This is a genomic window from Sphingobium sp. MI1205, assembly GCF_001563285.1.
GTDB lineage: Bacteria > Pseudomonadota > Alphaproteobacteria > Sphingomonadales > Sphingomonadaceae > Sphingobium.
Map to the genome: position 1 here is coordinate 2610501 of NZ_CP005188.1, position 19532 is coordinate 2630032.

General features: G+C 56.2%; 17 protein-coding genes and 2 pseudogenes. 8 read left to right on the forward strand and 11 right to left on the reverse strand.

Going from position 1 to position 19532, the window contains the following annotated elements:
- Positions 1–2 precede the first annotated feature (2 nt).
- The 4 genes and pseudogenes from K663_RS12805 to K663_RS12825 form a co-directional block, all read left to right on the forward strand.
- A complete protein-coding gene (locus K663_RS12805; RefSeq protein WP_062118179.1) occupies positions 3–2174 on the forward strand; it encodes a hypothetical protein in 2172 nt (723 codons plus the stop codon).
- Positions 2171–3673 (forward strand): hypothetical protein, encoded by a 1503-nt coding sequence (locus K663_RS12810; protein ID WP_062118182.1) that lies wholly within the window; start codon positions 2171–2173, stop codon positions 3671–3673. Before K663_RS12805 ends, K663_RS12810 begins: the two co-directional genes overlap by 4 nt.
- Entirely contained in the window at positions 3670–4743 is a 1074-nt protein-coding gene (locus K663_RS23900; RefSeq protein WP_145902271.1) for a hypothetical protein, read from the forward strand. The genes K663_RS12810 and K663_RS23900 overlap by 4 nt, the downstream gene beginning before the upstream one ends.
- A 186-nt stretch (positions 4744–4929) precedes the next feature.
- Positions 4930–5690, forward strand: a pseudogene (locus tag K663_RS12825) (IS3 family transposase); the annotation flags it as partial.
- 38 nt (positions 5691–5728) lie between these two features.
- Here K663_RS12825 and K663_RS12830 read toward each other — a convergent pair.
- From K663_RS12830 to tnpA, 4 genes are all read right to left on the reverse strand, one after another.
- On the reverse strand, positions 5729–6322 hold the full coding sequence (locus tag K663_RS12830) for a plasmid pRiA4b ORF-3 family protein (protein WP_235589446.1): 594 nt from the start codon (positions 6320–6322) through the stop codon (positions 5729–5731).
- Positions 6319–7914, reverse strand: a complete 1596-nt coding sequence (gene tnpC / locus K663_RS23020; RefSeq protein WP_083535902.1) for an IS66 family transposase — start codon at positions 7912–7914, stop codon at positions 6319–6321. Before tnpC ends, K663_RS12830 begins: the two co-directional genes overlap by 4 nt.
- A 67-nt stretch (positions 7915–7981) precedes the next feature.
- The gene (gene tnpB / locus K663_RS12840; RefSeq protein WP_443018934.1) at positions 7982–8338 is read right to left on the reverse strand and encodes an IS66 family insertion sequence element accessory protein TnpB; all 357 of its coding nucleotides are present in this window, start codon (positions 8336–8338) and stop codon (positions 7982–7984) included.
- Positions 8335–8697: an IS66-like element accessory protein TnpA gene (tnpA, locus tag K663_RS12845; protein WP_024018734.1), complete on the reverse strand. Its 363-nt coding sequence runs from the start codon at positions 8695–8697 to the stop codon at positions 8335–8337. The genes tnpB and tnpA overlap by 4 nt, the downstream gene beginning before the upstream one ends.
- Positions 8698–8802: 105 nt before the next feature.
- On the opposite strand from tnpA, the pseudogene K663_RS12850 reads away from it, so the two are divergent.
- Positions 8803–9159, forward strand: a pseudogene (locus tag K663_RS12850) (integrase core domain-containing protein); the annotation flags it as partial.
- 202 nt (positions 9160–9361) lie between these two features.
- On the opposite strand, the gene K663_RS12855 reads toward K663_RS12850, so the two are convergent.
- The 3 genes from K663_RS12855 to gmd all read right to left on the reverse strand — a co-directional run bounded on the left by K663_RS12855 (position 9362) and on the right by gmd (position 12566).
- A complete protein-coding gene (locus tag K663_RS12855) occupies positions 9362–10528 on the reverse strand; it encodes a DegT/DnrJ/EryC1/StrS family aminotransferase (RefSeq protein ID WP_062118189.1) in 1167 nt (388 codons plus the stop codon).
- Positions 10525–11388, reverse strand: a complete 864-nt coding sequence (locus tag K663_RS12860; protein ID WP_235589447.1) for an NAD-dependent epimerase/dehydratase family protein — start codon at positions 11386–11388, stop codon at positions 10525–10527. The genes K663_RS12855 and K663_RS12860 overlap by 4 nt, the downstream gene beginning before the upstream one ends.
- Positions 11389–11504: 116 nt before the next feature.
- Positions 11505–12566, reverse strand: coding sequence for a GDP-mannose 4,6-dehydratase (gene gmd, locus K663_RS12865; protein ID WP_201026633.1), 1062 nt, complete (start codon positions 12564–12566; stop codon positions 11505–11507).
- A gap of 145 nt (positions 12567–12711) precedes the next feature.
- Between gmd and K663_RS12870 the strand changes: the two genes are divergently transcribed.
- Positions 12712–13101: a hypothetical protein gene (locus K663_RS12870; protein WP_062118195.1), complete on the forward strand. Its 390-nt coding sequence runs from the start codon at positions 12712–12714 to the stop codon at positions 13099–13101.
- Between the two features lie 133 nt (positions 13102–13234).
- On the opposite strand, the gene K663_RS12875 is transcribed toward K663_RS12870, so the two are convergent.
- On the reverse strand, positions 13235–14575 hold the full coding sequence (locus K663_RS12875; protein WP_043155119.1) for an IS1380 family transposase: 1341 nt from the start codon (positions 14573–14575) through the stop codon (positions 13235–13237).
- A gap of 112 nt (positions 14576–14687) precedes the next feature.
- Here K663_RS12875 and K663_RS12880 point away from each other — a divergent pair, with 112 nt between their 5' ends.
- On the forward strand, positions 14688–15596 hold the full coding sequence (locus tag K663_RS12880) for a hypothetical protein (RefSeq protein ID WP_145902272.1): 909 nt from the start codon (positions 14688–14690) through the stop codon (positions 15594–15596).
- 96 nt (positions 15597–15692) lie between these two features.
- Positions 15693–16598, forward strand: a complete 906-nt coding sequence (locus tag K663_RS12885) for a class I SAM-dependent methyltransferase (RefSeq protein ID WP_062118200.1) — start codon at positions 15693–15695, stop codon at positions 16596–16598.
- 15 nt (positions 16599–16613) lie between these two features.
- Here the strand turns inward: K663_RS12885 and K663_RS25270 are convergent, their stop codons facing one another.
- From K663_RS25270 to K663_RS12900, 3 genes are all read right to left on the reverse strand, one after another.
- The gene (locus K663_RS25270; RefSeq protein WP_201026634.1) at positions 16614–17042 is read right to left on the reverse strand and encodes a transposase; all 429 of its coding nucleotides are present in this window, start codon (positions 17040–17042) and stop codon (positions 16614–16616) included.
- Between the two features lie 80 nt (positions 17043–17122).
- The gene (locus tag K663_RS24660; RefSeq protein ID WP_201026635.1) at positions 17123–17665 is read right to left on the reverse strand and encodes a transposase; all 543 of its coding nucleotides are present in this window, start codon (positions 17663–17665) and stop codon (positions 17123–17125) included.
- A gap of 679 nt (positions 17666–18344) precedes the next feature.
- Positions 18345–19514, reverse strand: a complete 1170-nt coding sequence (locus tag K663_RS12900; RefSeq protein WP_083535904.1) for a lipopolysaccharide biosynthesis protein — start codon at positions 19512–19514, stop codon at positions 18345–18347.
- Positions 19515–19532 lie beyond the last annotated feature (18 nt).

The window sequence follows — 19532 nt, forward strand, 5'->3', positions numbered from 1 at the left end:
CCATGACTGAGGAACTGAATGGATTCACGCACGAGAGTGAGGGGCAAGAGTGGGCACGCAAGCCGTTGCCAGTTGAACTGTCAATTGACCCCGGCAATAACCGACTGCGGGGATGGGCGGCGCCCTCATTAGCCGAGCGCGCCGATGATCCACTTAGCATAAGCTTAATGTTGGGCCCTGTATGTTTAGGCGCGATCCGCAGGGACGTGCCCCGCCCGGACGTTGAGCAGCATCTAGGCTTTTTGGGGCCTGCGGTCGGCTTTGACTTTGATGACTTCGGCCTGCGGCTCTTTGCGTGCCTCAGCAGGATCGACGATATATGTCTCTCGACGGCAGGTCCCACCGTTGAGGCAGCCACGCATTCGCTGCCGCCGTTCGAAATAGGGGCGATGAAAACTCTCACCCCCTTAGGATTACTGAAGAAATCTATCGGTGGCATACGGCTGGTTGACGTCTGGTTCGAGAGTCACCGGAATCTCAGTTTTCGGTTCGACGGTGCAGGGCACACCGACGGCACAATCGATTTCTACCAGCTGGCCTACTCCCCTACACGTTCACTGATAAAGGTTGGCAGCGATTTACCCTTGGCCGGGAGCAAGATTGTAACGGCGCGGCTGCTCAATCCCTTTTGCCCTGTTTTGATGGTCATCAAAGATTCTAGCGGAGGCATTCGGGCAATCGACACGCTGCCCTTCCCTTCTCTAGTCAGGAACGGGTGGCATGCTGCAGAACGGATGCTAGCTGGCTATGGCGGTGACGAACTTGGCGACGCAGCAGAATTGTCACGTTCATATCTTGCCGCCCTGGCGGGGAGATTGATTGATCCCCAGAATCATGTCGGCAAGATCATGATCGATGCTGCGGCATATACTGGGTTGGAACGCGCGATCCATGAGGATCTGACAAATTGGCTAAGATGTTTCCTGCACGCCAAGGTCATTCGGGAGGGCGAGAAGTCCGAATATATTTTGGATGAAAGCGAAGCTCGCTCGTGTGTCGACGACGATCCGCAGGACAGTCACATTTTATATCTGCCAGCAGATGCCATTCCAACCATTGCGGTGATGGTCAATGCCCTCCCTCAGGGTCTTGAGGACCAAAAGGTCTTCGGGTCGATGGGAGTTGTGGAATGGCAACGGCATGGTCGGATTTGGTCGGTGTCGTTCCCCGCACTGGATGGATCGTTGGAGGCGCTTCAACCCTACGGCTTTCAACAGCCCTTTCCTCGGCTTCAGCTATGCTCGTGTGAGCCCGTGGTGTCGGGGAGCAAACTCATACCATCGTGGCCACTTGCGGTCATTCTAAGGGAAAAACCGCCTCGTATCAGCAACGAGTCGGCTATGGAAATGGCTGCGGACATTCCCAGACTTTTCGAAACGGATTATTTTACTGACACCGAGGAATTGTCTGTTCTGATCCTCTTCGATCCAGTCGAAGTTTCACCCGTGCCCTTACTGGAGTCGCTAATACGCCAGGGCATGGGAACCTTAGACATCACTATCTGCCACCCCGCAGATGCAGATGAGAGCACTTTGCGTGATGCGCTGAACAATCTTCTACCAGGGCAGCCTCATCAAATTGTGCCGGTCCCCTCGAACAGCAGCCATGTCGATCAGATCATCGCCGCTCGCGACCATATAGCGTATGACGAGGTGTTCATTGCGAACGCTTCAACTATATTGCCAGACCATCGAACGCTCAATGCCTTGCTAACGCTTCTGCGCCATGCGGGTGTTGCTACGGCCGGTTGCCTTGTGCGCGAAATATCCGCGGCGCGCTCTCCGATCAGTGCAGGATACAGTCTGGTCGGCTTGGATTTGCGGGCGACGCCTGCTCTCTCCTTCGACAGGATCGATCCGATCGCTCTGCGCCAGCCGGCCACATTTCCAGTTCTAGCGAACAGTCTGGTAGCGCTGATGACCCGCCGCGCGACGCTCGCTCTTCTCGACCGACATGATGGCAGTTCACTGCGCCCAGAGTTGGATGATTTATCGCTTGGCCTTGAAGCGATCGAAGCAGGGGGGATCAATCTCTGCACGACGGCTGTGGCTGTTTATGCTGACATAGCTCAGCCCCGGCACCGACAGGCAGCCATCACTTTGCCCTACCGTCTATCCTTGCAGACATTAAGCCGTATTGCGGACATGACCACAATCATACAGAAAATTCGATGAAGGTTTGTATAGTCATTCAGTCGGATGCGTTCCGCGCGTCGGCCGGAATGCGCATTCGTTATGATCGCTTTCGCGAGTTCATAGCCGATCCAGACGTGACACTCGATGCTATTGCTTGTGAACACCTAGCCACCGCAGAAAAGCTCGATCACGACGTCTATGTTTTTTGCAAGACGTTCGATACTATGGCTTTGCTTCTAGCCCGCCGAGTCGTACGTGCGGGTAAAATCGTCGGACAGGATCTGTTCGACGATTATTTTTCCCAAATTACAGATCCGAGACTGGAGCGCTTTCGTGAGTGGCTACGGGACATGGCTCCCGTAACGAATTTCGCCCTATGCAGCACACCGCGCATGGTGGAAGTCGTCCGAAACTATCTGCCGGGGATCCCCATAGTCGCCATCGATGATCCAATCATGGGGTACGACCCTTTCATGGTGGCCGCCTTGGCAGACCTCAAGACACAACGCGCTCGCATGAGCCGGATTTTAAATATCGTATGGTTTGGCATCGGGGACAACCCCTACTTCCCCGTCGGCCTTATGGACCTGGCCTCCTGCGAGCCAGTGTTGGCGCGCCTCGAGCGACTGGGTTGGCATGTGAAACTGCGCATAGTGACCAATCGCCGGCCATTTGATAGCGGTGACGCTGAGGTGTTGCGGGCATTAGGGGTAGCGTATGAAGTCGTCGAATGGACGGAGAAAGCAGAGCAGGACGCTCTTACGGAAGCCACTGTCGCTATCCTTCCGGTGAATGGCCAGTCGTTCAGTCGCGCCAAGTCGTTGAACCGCGCAATAACCGCCCTCAATCGAGGCTGTCACGTGCTGAGCATTGGATATCCTCTATATGATCGCCTCAACGACTATATCTATCGCTCAGAAGAAGAGATGTCCGCTGACATCCTTTCAGGGAACAGTAAGATGCGCGGAGACCGAATTCAGGGCCTTACCGCGACACTCTCCCAATTTGCCAATCCGCTTCACGCGACCGAAACCTTTTTCCAGCAGGCACGAGCTTCCTTGAACAGCCTGCCCCCACTTCAATCGGAGGCGCCTCTCCTGTGTCTCCTTCACGGCCATGTTACCACCATCAACTTGCATAAAATGGCGAGCTCCTTAGACGGCGTCTCCGTTTCTACGATCTTCACGAACAAAAGCTGGAATTTTCCAGTTCGGTTCGACCGTGTATCGAACGAAATTCAGATGCGGATGACTGCATCTTTGGCAGAGCGGTTCAGCGTTCCGCTGCAAAATACTGGACAGATCAGGATAGCGGATCTTGATCTGGTCGAAGTGGACTTAGTTGCGCTCGGCCACCCGCCGCTCAAAGTTAATATTCCTCAGAATGCTACGGCGCTACAAACCCTACCGCTATACCCGGATATTATGACCTTCGCGAGAGACTGCTGCCGATCAGCCTTTGGGAGGGTGGACGTGCTGATCAGCGACACCATGTCTTTGCGTCGCCCCTTTTCATCAGCAGCGGCGCTTGCGTCGTGAGCAGGCCCTTCGTCGCATTTCATTTCGGACTTGTTCAGGACGTCGCAGTTCTTCGCCCCTTGGTGCTGCTTGCGCGCTCCCTGCCCAGCTTGGACTTGGAAATCCTAATAACGGACAATTTTCATCGGCTTGACGAGGATGGCCTCTGGTTCGGCGAACTAAAGCGCCTGGGCGCCGAGGTCGGCGTACAACCATTTACCTATCAATCCCCCTTCGATTGCCTCCGCCATTTCCGACAGCGGCGAGGAATGATCATCGCAGGCAGCGAATCGAATGTGGTTGCACATCAGCATGCCCACAACCTTTTCCGATCTGTCCCAGGCAACATAAGGACAGTCACATTACAGCACGGCTTTGAATGCCTCGGCTTTCTCCATAATGCCCGGCATGATGCCGCCATCGGACGTGACATACGTTTTTCTGCCGATATAATAGTGGGATGGTTCGCTGAACGGCATCTGCATGCTCTACCACTAAATGAGCGTAACAAACTGTTCATTGCCGGCCCACCGGTCATGATTGATGCACCGACTGCGGTAGATGAGGTGGACTATCATGAGCTTCCGGGCTTGATCTGCGAGAATCTCCATTCCATTCGTTTCGGAAATAGCCGCCTAAGAGAGAGCTTTATTGATACGTTCTTGGCTTTTGCGGAGCGAGTTGGAAGCGTTGATCAACAATTATTGCTGCGCGCCCATCCAGCTGGACGCTTCACAGAACGAAACCGGCTGACTCTCCCCGCCAACGTGAATGTCAGCCGCGCGCCCCTGTATGACATCGATTTGTCAACATTCGCGTATGCAGTTTCAGCGCCGTCGACAATTTTGTTCGATTTTGTCGTCGCCAAGGTGCCAGTGTCCGTCTGGGTAGACCTGGATGGCGATGTCGACACCAGCAATTTTCCTGGACTCCCCACCGTCGCAACGGTGGAGGACTTGTGGCACTTTAATTGGATGGCCAGATGGCACAGGCAATTTCTTCTAGATCGCCAGGAGAATTTTTTGACAGAGTTGGGAATTCCTCAAGACGTTAAAGCTCGCTACATACAGTTATTTTCTCTGGCGCTCTGACGTTATCCCGGCTTGCGACAGGGGGGACTCGGGGCAGTCGCCAATCGCCGATTCGACTTAAACGATCAATTCTGTGACGGTACCATGTCAAGGTGCGTGACCATCCGGCGGAGCTCTCAGTGGTGACGTGCTCCCCTGAAATGTGACCGATTTTGAGTAGAGTCCGACGCGAAGGAGTCGGACGGAATGAAGCGGAGCAGGTTTAGCGAAGAGCAGATCATAGCGATATTGAAGGAGCATGAGGCGGGGATGCCGACGGCGGATGTATGTCGGCGGCACGGGATCAGCTCGGCGACCTTCTACAAGTACAAAGCCAAGTTCGGGGGTCTGGACGTTTCAGAGGCTCGGCGGCTTCGGGCGCTCGAGGACGAGAACGCCAAGCTGAAGAAGCTTCTGGCCGAGGCGATGCTCGACAATGCGGTGCTGAAGGATCTGACATCAAATATGCTCGTGACCATCACGGGCTGAGCGAGCGTCGGGCGTGCAGCCTGGTCGGTGTGAGCCGCCGGGTGATCAGATATGAGCCGACGAGGCCGGATGACGGTGCTCTGCGGCAACGCCTGCGTGAGCTGGCGGCCGAGCGCCGCCGGTTCGGCTATCGCCGCCTGGGGTATCTTCTGGCGCGGGAGGGTCTGCGCCCGAACCACAAGAAGCTGCTGCGCATCTATCGCGAAGAGGGGCTGCGGGTCCGTCGCCGTGGTGGCCGCAAGCGGGCCCTGGGCACGCGAGCGCCGATGGCGCTGCCGCAGGGTCCGAACCAGCGCTGGTCGCTCGACTTCGTGTCGGACAGCCTGGTGTGCGGTCGGCGGTTCCGCATCCTGTGCATCCTCGATGACTTTACGCGGGAGTGCCTTGCGCTGGTGGCTGATACGTCGTTGTCCGGCCTCCGCGTTGCCCGCGAACTGACGACGCTGATCGGCCTGCGAGGGAAGCCTCATATGGTCGTCAGGTAAGCGCCGACGGAAGGCGGCGTTGACGCGGCCTTTCAGGCTTTCCGGCGTGTCCGTGGCGCCCATTTTTTCGCGAGCGCTTCCAGCCTTGCCTCGATCAGGGGGATGTCGGGCTGGGCGTTGGGATCATGGTCGTCGCCGAGGGTATCTAGCGCCTCTTCGTAATATTCATGATGTGGGTCGCCGAGCGCTTCGAGCTTTTCGGCGTAACCCCATGGGCCGCCACAGTCCTCTGGCGGCCGCATACCTACTGCATCGAGGATGAGCGGATATGTCAGGTGCGGGCTGGCCGTGCTGATGCGCTCGATCTTGACGCTATGCTCCCAGGCATCGCCAAAGTCATAGAGATATCGGAAGGTCTTGCGCCTCGTATCCGCCAGGACCTGGGCGAGAGTGGCCTTACGGGCGTCGAGCGGCCCGTCGAAGCCATATTCAGGATCAGGGATGCCAAAGCCGGTCTGCCCGAAGCTCATTTCCCACAGGTGAGAGTCCGTCCAGGAGAAGGCGGTCTGGATGACGGTGTGCAGACGGTCGAGCCGGATATTGAGCGGCACCTCCAGCGTTCGGCTGACGGCCGGCGTGACATCGTCCAGCGTAATCTTCATCCGCACGACAGTGCCGTTGCTCACGCAGCCTTCTCCAGATCGTTGGTCAGCCTTGATGCCTGCCAGTTCCACGGCAAGAAGTCATCGATCCGATTGATCGGGTGATCACCGATGCGCTCGATGACGTCAGTGAACCATGCCTCGGGCTCGACGCCGTTGAGCCGGCATGTGCCCGCCAGGGCGTAGAAGAGCGCGGCGGCTTCTCCCCCCTTCATGGAGCCGACGAACATCCAGTTCCGGCGCCCGAGCGCGACACCGCGCAGCGCGTTTTCCACCAGATTGTTGCTGATCTCGAGCCGACCATTATCGCAGTAACGGATCATGGCCTGCCAGCGGTTCAGCGGATAGCGACACGCACGCGCCAGATTGCTGTCAGACGACAGGCCTCGGTTCTGGGTTTCGAGCCAGACGCGCAGCGCCTCCAGCTTCGGCACGGCCTTGATCTGGCGGATGCGTCGTCGCTCATCGGGTGGCGCGCCCTTGATGTCGCGCTCGATGGCGAAGAGCTCGGCGATCCGCACGACCGCCTCTGCCGCGATCGGTGACGGGCTCTTGTCCAAGATGTCCGTAAATTTCCGGCGCGCGTGGCTCCAGCATCCCACTTCGACGATATCCCTGGGCGCCTTGGTCTTGGGGTCACGGTAAAGTGCGTTGTACCCGGCAAAGCCGTCTGCCTGTAGATACCCCCGATAGTCGGCGAGATGTTCCGCCGGATGCGCTCCGCCGCGATCGGCGCTGAAGCGGAAGACCACGGCAGGCGGGCTCATGTCACCGCTTGAGCGATCATCACGCAGATATACCCAGAAGTGCCCGGTCCGGCTGCCATCGCCATTGCCCAGCAGCGTGACCGGCGTGTCGTCACCGTGGATCTTGGCGGCTTCCCGGATATAGGCGAACAGCCGCTCACCCAGCGGCGCCAGCAGCCATGCCAGTTTTCGGGCCCAGCGGCTCATCACGTCCCGATCGATGTGGAGTCCCACGCGGCGGAAGATCACTGACTGCCGATGCCAGGGTTGATGATCGACAAAGCGATTGACGACGAGATGGGCCAGCAAGGCGCTGCTCGCCATCACCTTGGGGAGCGGCAGATCGACAGCGGGGGCCTGGCGGATCTGTTCGCAGGACCGGCACACTAGTCTTGGTCGCACGTGGCGAATGACCCGGAAGCGCGCCGGGACATAGTCGAGGACCTCAGTGACAGCCTCGTCGATCTGTGCTGACGGCCCGTTACAACCGGCACTGCACGGGCTGGGCTGATGATCAACCGTCTGACGCGGAAAGTGTGCGGGAAGCGGAACACGGCCGCCGGATTTGCGGGCCGATTTCGCCACAGGCGGTGCCGCCACCTCATCGTTGGCGGGTTCTGGTACCTCGACCTCCTCGAACATCAGCCGCAGCTGGGCGATATCCATTTTCTCGGAGCTACGACCGAACTGGACGCGCAGCAGCCGCGCGACGCGATGCTCGAGCTTTTCGATCCGCAAGGTCTGGGCTTTGACGGTTGCTCTCGTTGCCGTCAGTTCGGCCCGTTCCTGCGCCATGACATCGGCCATCTCCAGCAGCATTTTCTGCAGGAGGACCGGGTCAGTGGGAAGGCGATCAAGGGCGAACCGCATGCCGCAGATAATAGCGGAAGCCCACAGTAAAACCTACATAAAATGTCGGTTTTACTGATCATTTTCACTATGCGAGGCTCGGCGTGATGACCTCGTCGTGGACGATCGCCTGCTTCCAGTTCAGGCCTTCGAGCAACATCGCAAGCTGGGCGGCCGACAGCCGCAGCGCACCCTCATGGGCACGTGGCCAAACAAACTTTCCGCGCTCAAGACGCTTCGCATACAGGCATAGCCCTGAGCCGTCCCAGACCAAGGCCTTCAGCCTGTCGCCCCTTTTTCCGCGGAACAGGAAGACCGCGCCGGAGAATGGATCCAGCTGAAGGATATTGCGCACCTGCGCCGAGAGCCCGTCAAAGCCCTTGCGCATGTCGCACGGCGCCAGCGACAGGTAGACCTTCGTCGAAGGCGGGAACGCCAGGCTCAATGATCCAGCTCCCGCAGGACATCGAGCACCTGTTTCAGGGCGGCCCGATCAACTTCGCCATCCACCGACACCGTCAGGCCGCACCGTCCGCGAACCTCGATCCGTCCAGCTTCTCGGGCTTTGGCCGACGGCGATGATGCTGCCAGTTCGACAGGTACGAAGCCTGCCATCGCTCCCCGGAGCAGTTGCTTGCGCCAGGTGTAGAGCTGACCCGTGCCTATCCCATGCCGCCGCGCTACGGCCGATATGACAACGCCCGGCACCGTCGTCTCCTTTAGGATCGCCAGCTTCTCCTCGTCGCTCCAGTTCCGACGCCGCTCCACCTGTACAAGCACTCCGCCGTCCCCGCGACTGCTCATACGAGGCTCGTTTGACTGCTCGTTGTCCATGCTCCCGCCTCCTTAAAGGCTGCGAGCTTTCCTATTTCGGTGATGCCGACAAGGCCACGTTCCGTCGGCGCTTACGTCGTCAGCGACAATGGAACCGAACTGACGTCGTCGGCGATCCTGCGCTGGTCGCAGGCGCGTCAGGTCGAATGGCATTATATCGCGCCGGGCAAGCCGATGCAGAACGGCTTCGTCGAAAGCTTCAACGGCCGCTTGCGCGACGAATGCCTCAACGAGACCCTGTTCACGTCGCTGGCGCATGCCCGCTTCGTGCTCATGGCCTGGCGGCACGACTATAACCACGTCAGGCCGCACTCGAAACTGGGTGGGAAGACGCCTGCCGAGATCGCCGGCCAACGTGTCTGGGGGCATGCCCCCAGACACGTTGGCATCACCTCAAACAACCATCATGAAGGAGCCGGACTCTACCTCTGACTGGTAACAATCAGGGGAGCACGTCAATCCGCATGATCGATTACCACCGAGGCAAAGTCGACCGCGCGCGGCCCAAAGCCGTTCGACGCCACTGCTAGATCAAGTTCAGATTGGGTTCTCCGGGAGCGCAGGTCATCGCCAGGCTGAAATTGCAATCCGTCATGCGTGCCCCAGTGATAGGCAGACGCTACACAGCGAATGTTTAGAGCTCAGCAAGAACCTTCATCGCATCGTCCATGGGATAATGATGATTACCGATGAATAGTCCGTGTGTGTCAATATGCTGTGCGTTTTTAAGAGAGCCGAAGATACTATGATCCATCATAGCAACAACTTCCTTCTCAGCAAAGTTTCCTGCCACGATAGGCCTGCATTCGAAGCCCGCGCTTTGTAAGCGATCAAGCAGTTCAGTCCGAGATAGCGCGGATTCGGGCCGAATGACCAAGCTGAAACCGAACCAGCTGCTTGCACCTACTTCGCGCTGGATCATGAGGTCAGGATGGTTTGTCAGTGCATCCTGCCACATCCGTCCATTTTCACGGCGCGCGGAGATTATCCCCGGCAACTTATTAACTTGTTCGACCCCGATCGCTCCCGACAGCTCTAACGGCCGCAAATTGTAGCCCGGCAGAACAAAGCGGAAGCTTTCCTCGAACGGCACGTCACTTTTCTTGCCGCAGATGAGATTGTTCTGAGGCAGGTGCCGCGTCCATCCGTGGGACCGGATCGACAATAGTATATGGTATAATTCCTCGTGGTCGGTAACGATCACTCCTCCTTCCATCGTGGAAATGTGGTGGGAGAAGAAAGTCGAAAAGCTTCCCATGACGCCGAACGTCCCGGCCTGTCGCCCCTCGAACGTCGCTCCCATAGACTCACAGTTATCTTCGATAAGGAAAATGTTATGATCGCTAAGAACAGCTTTCAGTTCATTAAATTCGTTCGGGTTTCCGAGCAGGTTGACAGCGAAGAGCGCGCGGGTCTTTTCAGTAATTGCGGCCTTGACCTGGGCCGTATCGATATTGAGAGTCTCTATGTCGATGTCGACGAAGCGCAGCTTTAGACCGTATTGATAAAGGGGGAAATAGGTCGTCGGCCAGGAAACTGCTGGTACGATGATTTCATCACCAGGTCGAAGTCGCAACTCGTCATCTCGCGTCAACATAAGAGCCGCTATCATGAGGAGATTAGCAGAAGAGCCCGAATTCACCATTACGGAATACCGGGCGCCCACAAACCGAGCGAAATCTTCCTCAAAGCGCCGAACTTCGGCACCCATGGTGAATTGCCCAGATGCAATCACGCGCTGCATGGCGGCATATTCAGCCTCATCCCATGTGCTAGTGGCAAGTGGAAAGGCGGCATTCATCGATCGGTCCCTTTTAGAAAAAAGTCATAGGTCTTAGCGATGCCTTCCATAAGGCTGTGAGTGGGAGACCACCCCCAGGCACGCTGCTTCGAGATATCCACTTGCTTCTTCAGCATACCCGCAGGTTTCGATATGTCGTGGCGCAACTCACCGTCCCAGCCTATCACGACCGCCGCCATCCGGTAATACTCGTCGATCGTGTAATCTCGGCCGATGCCGATATTCATAAGGGGTGGAATTATGGTTATGTCCGCCGCTGCTCGCATAACAGCATCCGCAAGATCTTCCGCATACATGAATTCTCGTCTAGCTTGCCCATCACCCCACACCGCTACCTCGCCTTCACCGCGAAGCTTTGCATCATGCACTTTGCGAATAACAGCGGGGATAAGATGAGAAACAGCGGGATCGAACTTATCGTGACGACCGTAAATATTGCAGGGGATCAGAGTCTTATAATGGAAGCTCTCGTCCTCACGCGATATGTACTCGCATAGTCGGGTGGAGAATATTTTGGCAAGCGCATAGCCTTCGTTAGTCGTCTCAAGTGCGCCTGATAGCAAGTCATCTTCTCTCAGAAGATCACTTCTATCGCGAGGGTACATGCACGAACTACCCAGGTTCAGGAACCGCCGCACGCCAGCATCGCGGCAGGCAAGTAGCAGGTTGCGGCCCATGTCTATATTTTCAACAAGGAATGCGACGGGATTGGCGATATTCGCCTGGATACCCCCTACGCGGCCCGCCGCGTGGACAACTATATCAGGCTTGGTGCTGCGGACATATGCTTCCGTTAAAGCCCCATCTGATAGATCCAATTCTCGGCGACTAGGGGTAAGCAATTCCCATTCAACAGCCATTGGGTGCTCAAGAATGTTGCGTCCCACCATACCATGAGCGCCCGTCAGAAGAAGGCGCTCTTTCATTTTTGAAACAAAGGGAGCTTCATAGAACTAACTCTCTCCACAAGAAAATTTCACCTAATCTCCTTGGTTTCCATAAAATGGAGATCGCTGCGGACCATCTCGCTTACCAGTTGCTCTAATGTGCGAACCGGCTTCCAACCGAGCAGCTTTTCGGCCTTGCTTGCGTCGCCCAGGAGCAGGTCAACTTCCGTTGGCCGAAAATATCGGGGATCGATCTGAAGGAGAATTCGCCCCGTCTTGCGGCATATTCCCTCCTCGGCCGCACCTTCTCCGCGCCATTCGATCGCTATGTCCACCTCGCTGAATGCTCTTTCCACAAATTCTCGGACCGAGCATAGACGACCTGTCGCGAGCACAAAATCGTCCGCCTCTCTATGCTGAAGGATTCGCCACATTCCTTCGACATAATCTTCTGCGTGCCCCCAATCGCGTTGGGCATCGAGATTCCCAAGCCAAAACTTCTCTCGCTTGCCAAGAGCAATTTCTGCCACAGCACGGGTTATTTTACGCGTGACAAATGTTTCGCCTCGAATCGGACTTTCGTGATTGAAAAGGATGCCGTTCGAAGCGAACATCCCATAGGCTTCTCGGTAATTGACAGTCATCCAATATGCGTACAGTTTCGCCACACCGTAAGGAGAGCGGGGATAAAAAGGCGTCGTCTCCCTCTGCGGCGTCTCGTGGACCTTGCCATAAAGTTCGGAGGTGGACGCTTGGTAAAAACGTACGTTACCCTCGATGCCCAATATGCGGATGGCCTCGAGAACGCGTAATGTACCCACCGCATCAGCATTAGCCGTATATTCCGGGGTCTCAAAGCTCACAGCAACGTGACTTTGGGCAGCGAGATTGTAGATCTCGGTCGGCTGCACTTCCTTGATGATACGTAGAATATTGGTGCTATCCGTCATGTCCCCATAGTGCATATGAAAATTGGATTCTTCTTGAACATCGGTGACGATTTGATCAATCCGGCCCGTGTTGAAGGATGATGAGCGGCGCTTAATGCCGTGCACCTCATATCCTTTTCGTAAAAGCAGCTGCGACAGATACGCTCCATCCTGACCAGTAACTCCGGTTATCAAAGCGGTTCGACGTTGATTGTCCATCATTGCCTCGGATTGAATTTAGCTTGCTCGGTTCACGTTTAGACGCTGCTTAGTAAACAGGAGCGACCCTGTCCACTCGGGCTGACACGCCGCCCTTGACTGCATAAGCGTCTTGAGAGAAGCGGTGATCGTCTCATTGGAGTGCCCCATGCAATTTTATCTCCCTTTAGCCGCTCGGGGAAAGGGCGCTAAATTTAACCCGAGACACTTTGTCATGCTCGCGGATTTCTTCGGCTCTCCCGAATGGATTGATGATCTAGCACAGGCTCGACCTGGCGCATGGACTATGGTCATACGCGCCCCCGGCTCCTACGGCTTTGGTCGTGAACTCGCGGCTAAAAAGGCGGGAGGAGCATTCATTTTTGAAAAATTAACCGTCGACGAACTCACGGCCTTGGAGAGGCTCGACGGGACGTTGTTGTTGGACCTGGGTTGGGAGGCACTTTTTCCGCGCGCTGAAGTGGTCTCAAGCCTCATCTCGGGACTGACGGAATTTGGTATAAGTTCATCTAGCCCGTATAATTCATCGCGTTGTTGATCGGGCGTCAGGATTTCGGTTTTTGGTTGGAGGCAGGCGCGGTGCATCACTCCCGGGGATGAGCCGAAGGTCGGGTATGTTGAGGCTTGCGGGTTGAAGGGACGGGTTTGGTTTTTGGGGCCAGGCCCGTTGTTCAGGTAACGAGGCGAGGGATACGATCGAGGGCGACCCGGACGATCTGCTGGTTGGGACAGGCGGTGGGCCATTGGACGCGGATCAAGGTCTTCATTTCGACGACACGGGCAGCGATCTTGATGAGGTGCAGGCGCAAGGTATCGAACTGGACAGTGCGCCATATTGAGCGTTTCGGCATGGCGGTGCGCAGACCCCACATAAGCCAGTAGGCACCGGCATGAAGGAACAGCCGCAACTGGTTGGCCGTGGCCTTTGTGCAGGATGTACGGTCTGCGGCGAGATGGGTTTTCCACGACTTGATGTGATTTTCCGCCTGCCCCCGCCGGCAATAGACCTGCTCGTAGAGCCAGCGGGGCGAGCCCTTTTTGAGATTGGTGACGACGAAGCGGGTGTCGGCCCCCTGATCGCCGACTTCGACGCGGGCGATGATCCGCTCGACGCGGCTCCAGCTTTTAGCGCCGTCGTGGAATGCCTTGAAGCGGCGCACCTTGCCATCGTCGGTTGCGGCCTCGAAGCGCGCTTTGGTGCTGGTTTCGAGATCGGTGACATGGCGGCGCAATGTCGAGGTCGGCGCGACGCCCAGGATGAAGTCGTGTCCGCCCGCCCGGCACCAGTCGATGACCTCGGGACAGCAATAATGACTGTCGCCGCGCAGCATGATCTGCGTTCTTGGCCAGTTGGCGCGGATTGCACGCATCAGGCGGCGCAGGAAAGCCCTGATTTCCTTGCCGCCGGGTCGTTTGGCCGGGCGTAGCACGGCAGTGATGAAGCGGCCCTCGCCATCGAACACGACGATGGGTTGGAAGCCATATTCGTCATGATGGGCATTGAATAATCGCAACTGCTGGCCGCCATGCACGGCATCGAATGTGTCATCAATGTCGAGGACAATACGCTTGGGCACGGTGCGGAAGGAATCGCAATACAGATCAACCATCGCCCGGCCCATGCCCAGCAACGCACGCGTATCAGGCAGGTTCTCCAGTCGCGAGATCGTCGGCTGCGAACATAGCGCGCGATCCGAAGGTGCCAGATCAAGGGCCAGCTTGAACATCGGGTCGACGCGCAGACTGGAGGCGTCATTGCCATCCTCGTAACCCGCCGCAATCATCATCAGCCGGAAGCGGATAATGTCGGTAAGGCTGTGGGTGATCAGATCCGGCGCGCGGGGATCTTTGATGCAGGCCGCCATGCGATCCGCAACGCCAAGGCGCTGCTCCACCTCGCGCAACAGCAAAATCCCGCCGTCTGACGATAGCAGACCGCCGTCAAATCTGACGTCCAACCGCTTGCCCGAAACAGGTGACAGACCAGGTAGCGGCAGCGTAGGATCGTCCATGGCGGGTGTAGCTTTCTTGAAATGACGTTGATCGGATTAGACAACCAAATCATACGTTAAATCAGATGCTTACGCTACATCCGCCAACCCCCGATGAATTATACGGGCTAGAGTGTACGTCCTTCACAGCAATCTGGCGGCACGTAGAATTTTCGAAGACCGCTGGCGTGAGCAGACAGACAATCCCGTACCGCGATGCCTCGAATTTCCCAATGCATTAGCTTTGTGCGTAGCATTCCAGCAAAAACATACGAGTGAGCTCGAAATACAGTTGCGAAGGGAGGCAGCGGCGCGACGTACGCTTGCAGGGAACCGTTCCAAGTTGTTCGTCTCATTTAACGGTGAAGTTCGGCCACATCGTCTGTTTGTGATTGCAAGCCTTCTCGAAAGGAAGCTGCTCGAGCGGGGATACGTTTCGTTGCTCTATCGGCGAAAAGGAAGAAATGAGACGGACGCGGAGTTTCGTGAAATTATGCTGAGGGGAGTCCTGAAAATGCCGGGCGGCCGAGACGTATTCCAGTCAGCAAGCCACCTGCTTGATCAGCTGCCGATGACCTTGGACGTCGAAGAGATATCCAGCCCCTCCTTGGAGGAAGTAGCATGGACCAGTCAGAATCCTAGCTTATACGACGACAGCAATATGAGTCTTGTAATAGATACAAGCTTAAATGATCCAGATCTCTTATTTATTACAGAAAAAGTTCTTAAGCCAATAATGAATCACTCGCCCTTCATACTATTGGGTAATGGCGGGAGCACCTCTGTTCTACGATACTACGGTTTCGAGACGTTTGAGCCGGAAATCAACCAGCCAAATGGTGAAAACGAAAACGCAGTGCTTTCGTCAGTACTGGATGAAATGACGCGCCTCTCAATGATGAACCGGCAGCAGCTCGCCGAACTCAATCGCGCGTTGATGGATCGCTGTTATCACAACGCACACCACTTCTGGACCGACTTCCCGAAGCGGTTGGCCTCCTCCTTCGAAACAGATGTGCTCGCTCCGCTCAGACGGAGTTGACGAACTTTTGAGGACCGAATCTGCTGCAAAAAGCGCATAGACTTATCGCAGCTTATCGCTAATTTAGGGCGATTTGTCTCTTCGTTGATAGGTGTTATGAGCTTCAAAGTCGAATGGTTCAGTCAGAACCTGCAATGCCCCACATGTTCAAACACCCACTTTCAGCGCGGCTGCGATATTTGGGCGTGCAGTTCTTGCCAGCAGGCTTACCCCGTTATTAATAATAGCATCAATTTCATCTCGCCTGAGATGGCGATAGATTTTAACATCATCGCGAATGAGAAACCTTCTGATCATCCGTACAATCCAACGGCGGCCGAGCTAATCAGTATAGCCGAACAAACAGGTGGCATGGTACTAGACTGCGGGGCTGGATCCCGAGAATTTACGAGCGATAACCTCATACAAACAGAGATAATGCCCTATAATAACGTAGATATACTGGCGGTCAATCAAAGTCTACCGTTCCAGGACTGCGTTTTCGACGCAATATTTTCATTCGATGTTTTGGAACATGTAACCGATCCATTCTTGTGCGCTCAGGAACTTGCACGCGTATTAAAGCCGGGTGGATATTTGTATTTAGATTTACCTTTTCTACAGCTCGAACACGGTTACCCGCACCATTACTTCAACGCGACCCGTATGGGCTTACGTCGCCTTTTCCAAAACTTACTTCAAATTCAGGCCCACGTGGTTCCAGAATCCGGTCATCCCACTCACCTGATCTGGACAGCTCTCAATGCCTACCGGAACGGGCTGCCTAAAGAGTGTCGCGCTGACTTTGAAGGTCTTACGATTGAACAGATATTGAATGGTTCATGGAAAGATTTTCGCCGGGATTTTGGAAGTATGCTGAACTCGGAAACAAAATGGAAAATGGCATCAGCTACTCAAGCAATCATGAAAAAGGAGCCGTCAAACATGGAGGAGAATTCATCCATATCAGTGGACGTCTTCATGCTACCGAATTTTCGCGATCGGGAAAGTTTCGCCGGCTGATTCAACTTCAGCCGCTCATCCTATGGGGCTCTTATTAGGAGACCTGTGCGCGGGTGGGCGTAGCACTCTAAAATCGCTTGAATATTCGACGGGTGTTGGATCCGGCCTATCGTTGCAGGCGGAGGCATATCGTGCTGGAACGGAGAGAATATTCATTGTGCGCTTGAGGTTGTAGGCGATGGCGGTGAGGTGGACTTGGACGGCGGCTTTGGCGAGACCTCGCCATCGCATTCGGCGCAGGCCGTAACATCGTGTCCATGTCCCAAAGATCTTCTCGATCCGACCGCGCACGCGGTGGATCGGCTGATTCCATTCATGCAGCTTGCGCAGCGTTTCGGCTTCATCGCGGCCCCACATCCCGGTGGCGACGATCCGAGGAATGCCGCCCTTTGCCCGCACGGCATCGCGAAAATGATTGCCGCGGTACGCGCTGTCGGCAAACACCTCGCCAGGGTTCTCGGGCAGCGCATCGGGACCTGCTTCCCATCATTGATATTCCGCCGACGTGATCGACACTTCCTCGACTAGCGCCGTATCAGCATCGGCGCCGACATGAGCCTTGAAGCCGTGAACAGCCCGCTTTCCCTTATGCTTGACCCAGCGCGCCTCACATCATCATCCTCAGTTGCCGAAGCAATGACGGTGGCATCGACCAGTGTCCCTGTCTTGACCGTTACCGCCCTTGATCTGAGCTGCATGGTCACGGCTTCAAACAGCGTTCGGTCCAGCTTATCGGCAACCAGCAGCCTGCGAAACCTGACGAAGGCGGTACGTTCAGGTGTCGCTTCATTCGCGGCAAACCCGCAGAACCGGCGAAAGGAGGCTCGATCATCGAGCGCCTCGGCCAGCTTTACATCGGACAGATCGTACCAGATCGACAGCAGCAGCGCCTTGAACATCGCCAGTGGCGGCCAGGCAGGTTCGCCCTTGGCGGCCGGGTAGAGCGGATCAAGGAGCACCGCGATCGTGTTCCAATCGATCAGGGAGGCAAGCGCGTCGAGCGACGAAGTCGTCCGCTCGCGTCCGACAAAACCAAACCGCTCCTGACCAATCGAACGATGCCCCATCCGCTGCTCTCCTTCTTGGAAAGCCCATAGAATCAGCTATTAACGCCTCTATCTACGCCCACCCGCGTACAGGTCTCCTAAAGCGGCCGAGTACGATGAGACTTCATCTCTATCGACGGCGCCCCGGATCGTCGACATGAACAGGTTCAAAGGCTTGAGGGCGGATCTGGAGGCTGTATTTGGCTCTGCGGCGCTCGTCTTGCAGACCATCGACTTGCTCTCACAGGCTATCGGATTATCCCGGGCCTTTGAGACGCGAACGACAGCCGAGACAGAAACCAAAGCGGCGGCGCCGCTACCACACGGCGCCGCTGCCGCAAAGATGTGAAATTCTCCACCTGCTAGGGAGATTTCCCCATGCGGTTCTCGCCGACCAATGACATTGCCCATGCCCCTCAACCCTCAACTCTCCTGACGCACATCTTGTCACCCAGGGCCGCACCGGTTGGCTTCGGAGTAGCTACTATGCCACTCAAAGTTCAACTTTCCCGTGCAGACGGCCTCTGAGTGATGCTATGCCGCCGGCTTACTTCCGCCCCGTCCCCAGGTGCATTTCCTTCGCTTGGAGAGGCCGAAGCTCTGTGCTTCGCTGAACCTGCTCCTTCATATCAGCCCGACTCCTTTGCGCCGGATCGCATCCAAAATTCATCACATTTCGGAAAGCGCGCTCGCAACTAGGCTACAGGCTATGTTCCTTCACTCCAGCGAGCAACATCCATCCAATACCGTAGGCAAGGAGAAGAGAGAAGAATACCGTTATCACGACACGTCCGCGCGCAGGAAATTGCGACTTCACTGGAATATTGGGGTCAACCACACGCACAAGATAAAGTTGCTGTTTCAGCGCCTGCGCACGCGCATCTTCATAGCTTGCAGCCGCCGCCGCATATCTCTTTCCAGCAAATTCCTGCCTTATGAGCAGATCTTCATACTTGCCCAATCCTGTCGCGATATTATTGCCACCTGAGGCGAGTCTGGCGTTTTGGGATGCGACCTGGGCATCCAGGGCTCTAACCTGAGCTTCGATCGCGCGATACTGCGGACTTGACCTACTGATGAAGCCTTGAAGAGCATTCAGCCTCGCCTTGGCCGCTGCAAGGTTGGCCGTCAGGTCGGCAACCAAACCGATCTGTGCCTTTCCCGTGCCGGCGGGGTCTATATCGCCTTTGACCCGGCGGAAGGCTGTGATCTTCCCTTGAACGGCTGCCAGATCCCGCTCTGCAGAAGCGAGTTGGCTTTTAGCGGCCGTCAATTGCCCCTTCATCGTACGTTCATTAATCTGGTTTACCCGCTGCTCCCCCATCTGAAGCAACTTTTCGGCGATTACGTGAGCGTCTGCCGGCGTGAAGGCCCGTACTCGCACATCGGTGATGCCGTCCTCTACGTTCTGCTCGACATCCACATGCTTGCGATAGTATTTCAACAGGGTTTCCGGCGCGGGGTTTGCCCCCCACAGCGCGCTCAAGAAGTCGACGTGAGGTCGCTGAAAACGCTCCACGAGGCGGTCCTCGCGACGCAGTCGCGCTACGGCATCGTGACTGAGGAGATAATCCTGAATAATCAGGGCGTCCGTCTGCGCCGCTGTCCCACCGACACTGAAGCCCAGCAGCGCCCCCGCCCCACCTGAACTTCGCGTAGGGCTATCGCCTCGCCGGACCACGAAATCTGCGCTAGATTCATATTGATCGGACGCGATGAGGTAATAATAGGTGGCCACAATGGCCGTCGGGAGCACGACTAGCAGTAGGAAATAGCGGAACGCATACAGTCGGCGAAGCAGCACATTAGATTTCTGCCTCTCTTCGAACTTGGCTTGCTCTGCCGGCTTTATGATCCCGTCCATGAACATGTTGAAAATCCAATATTA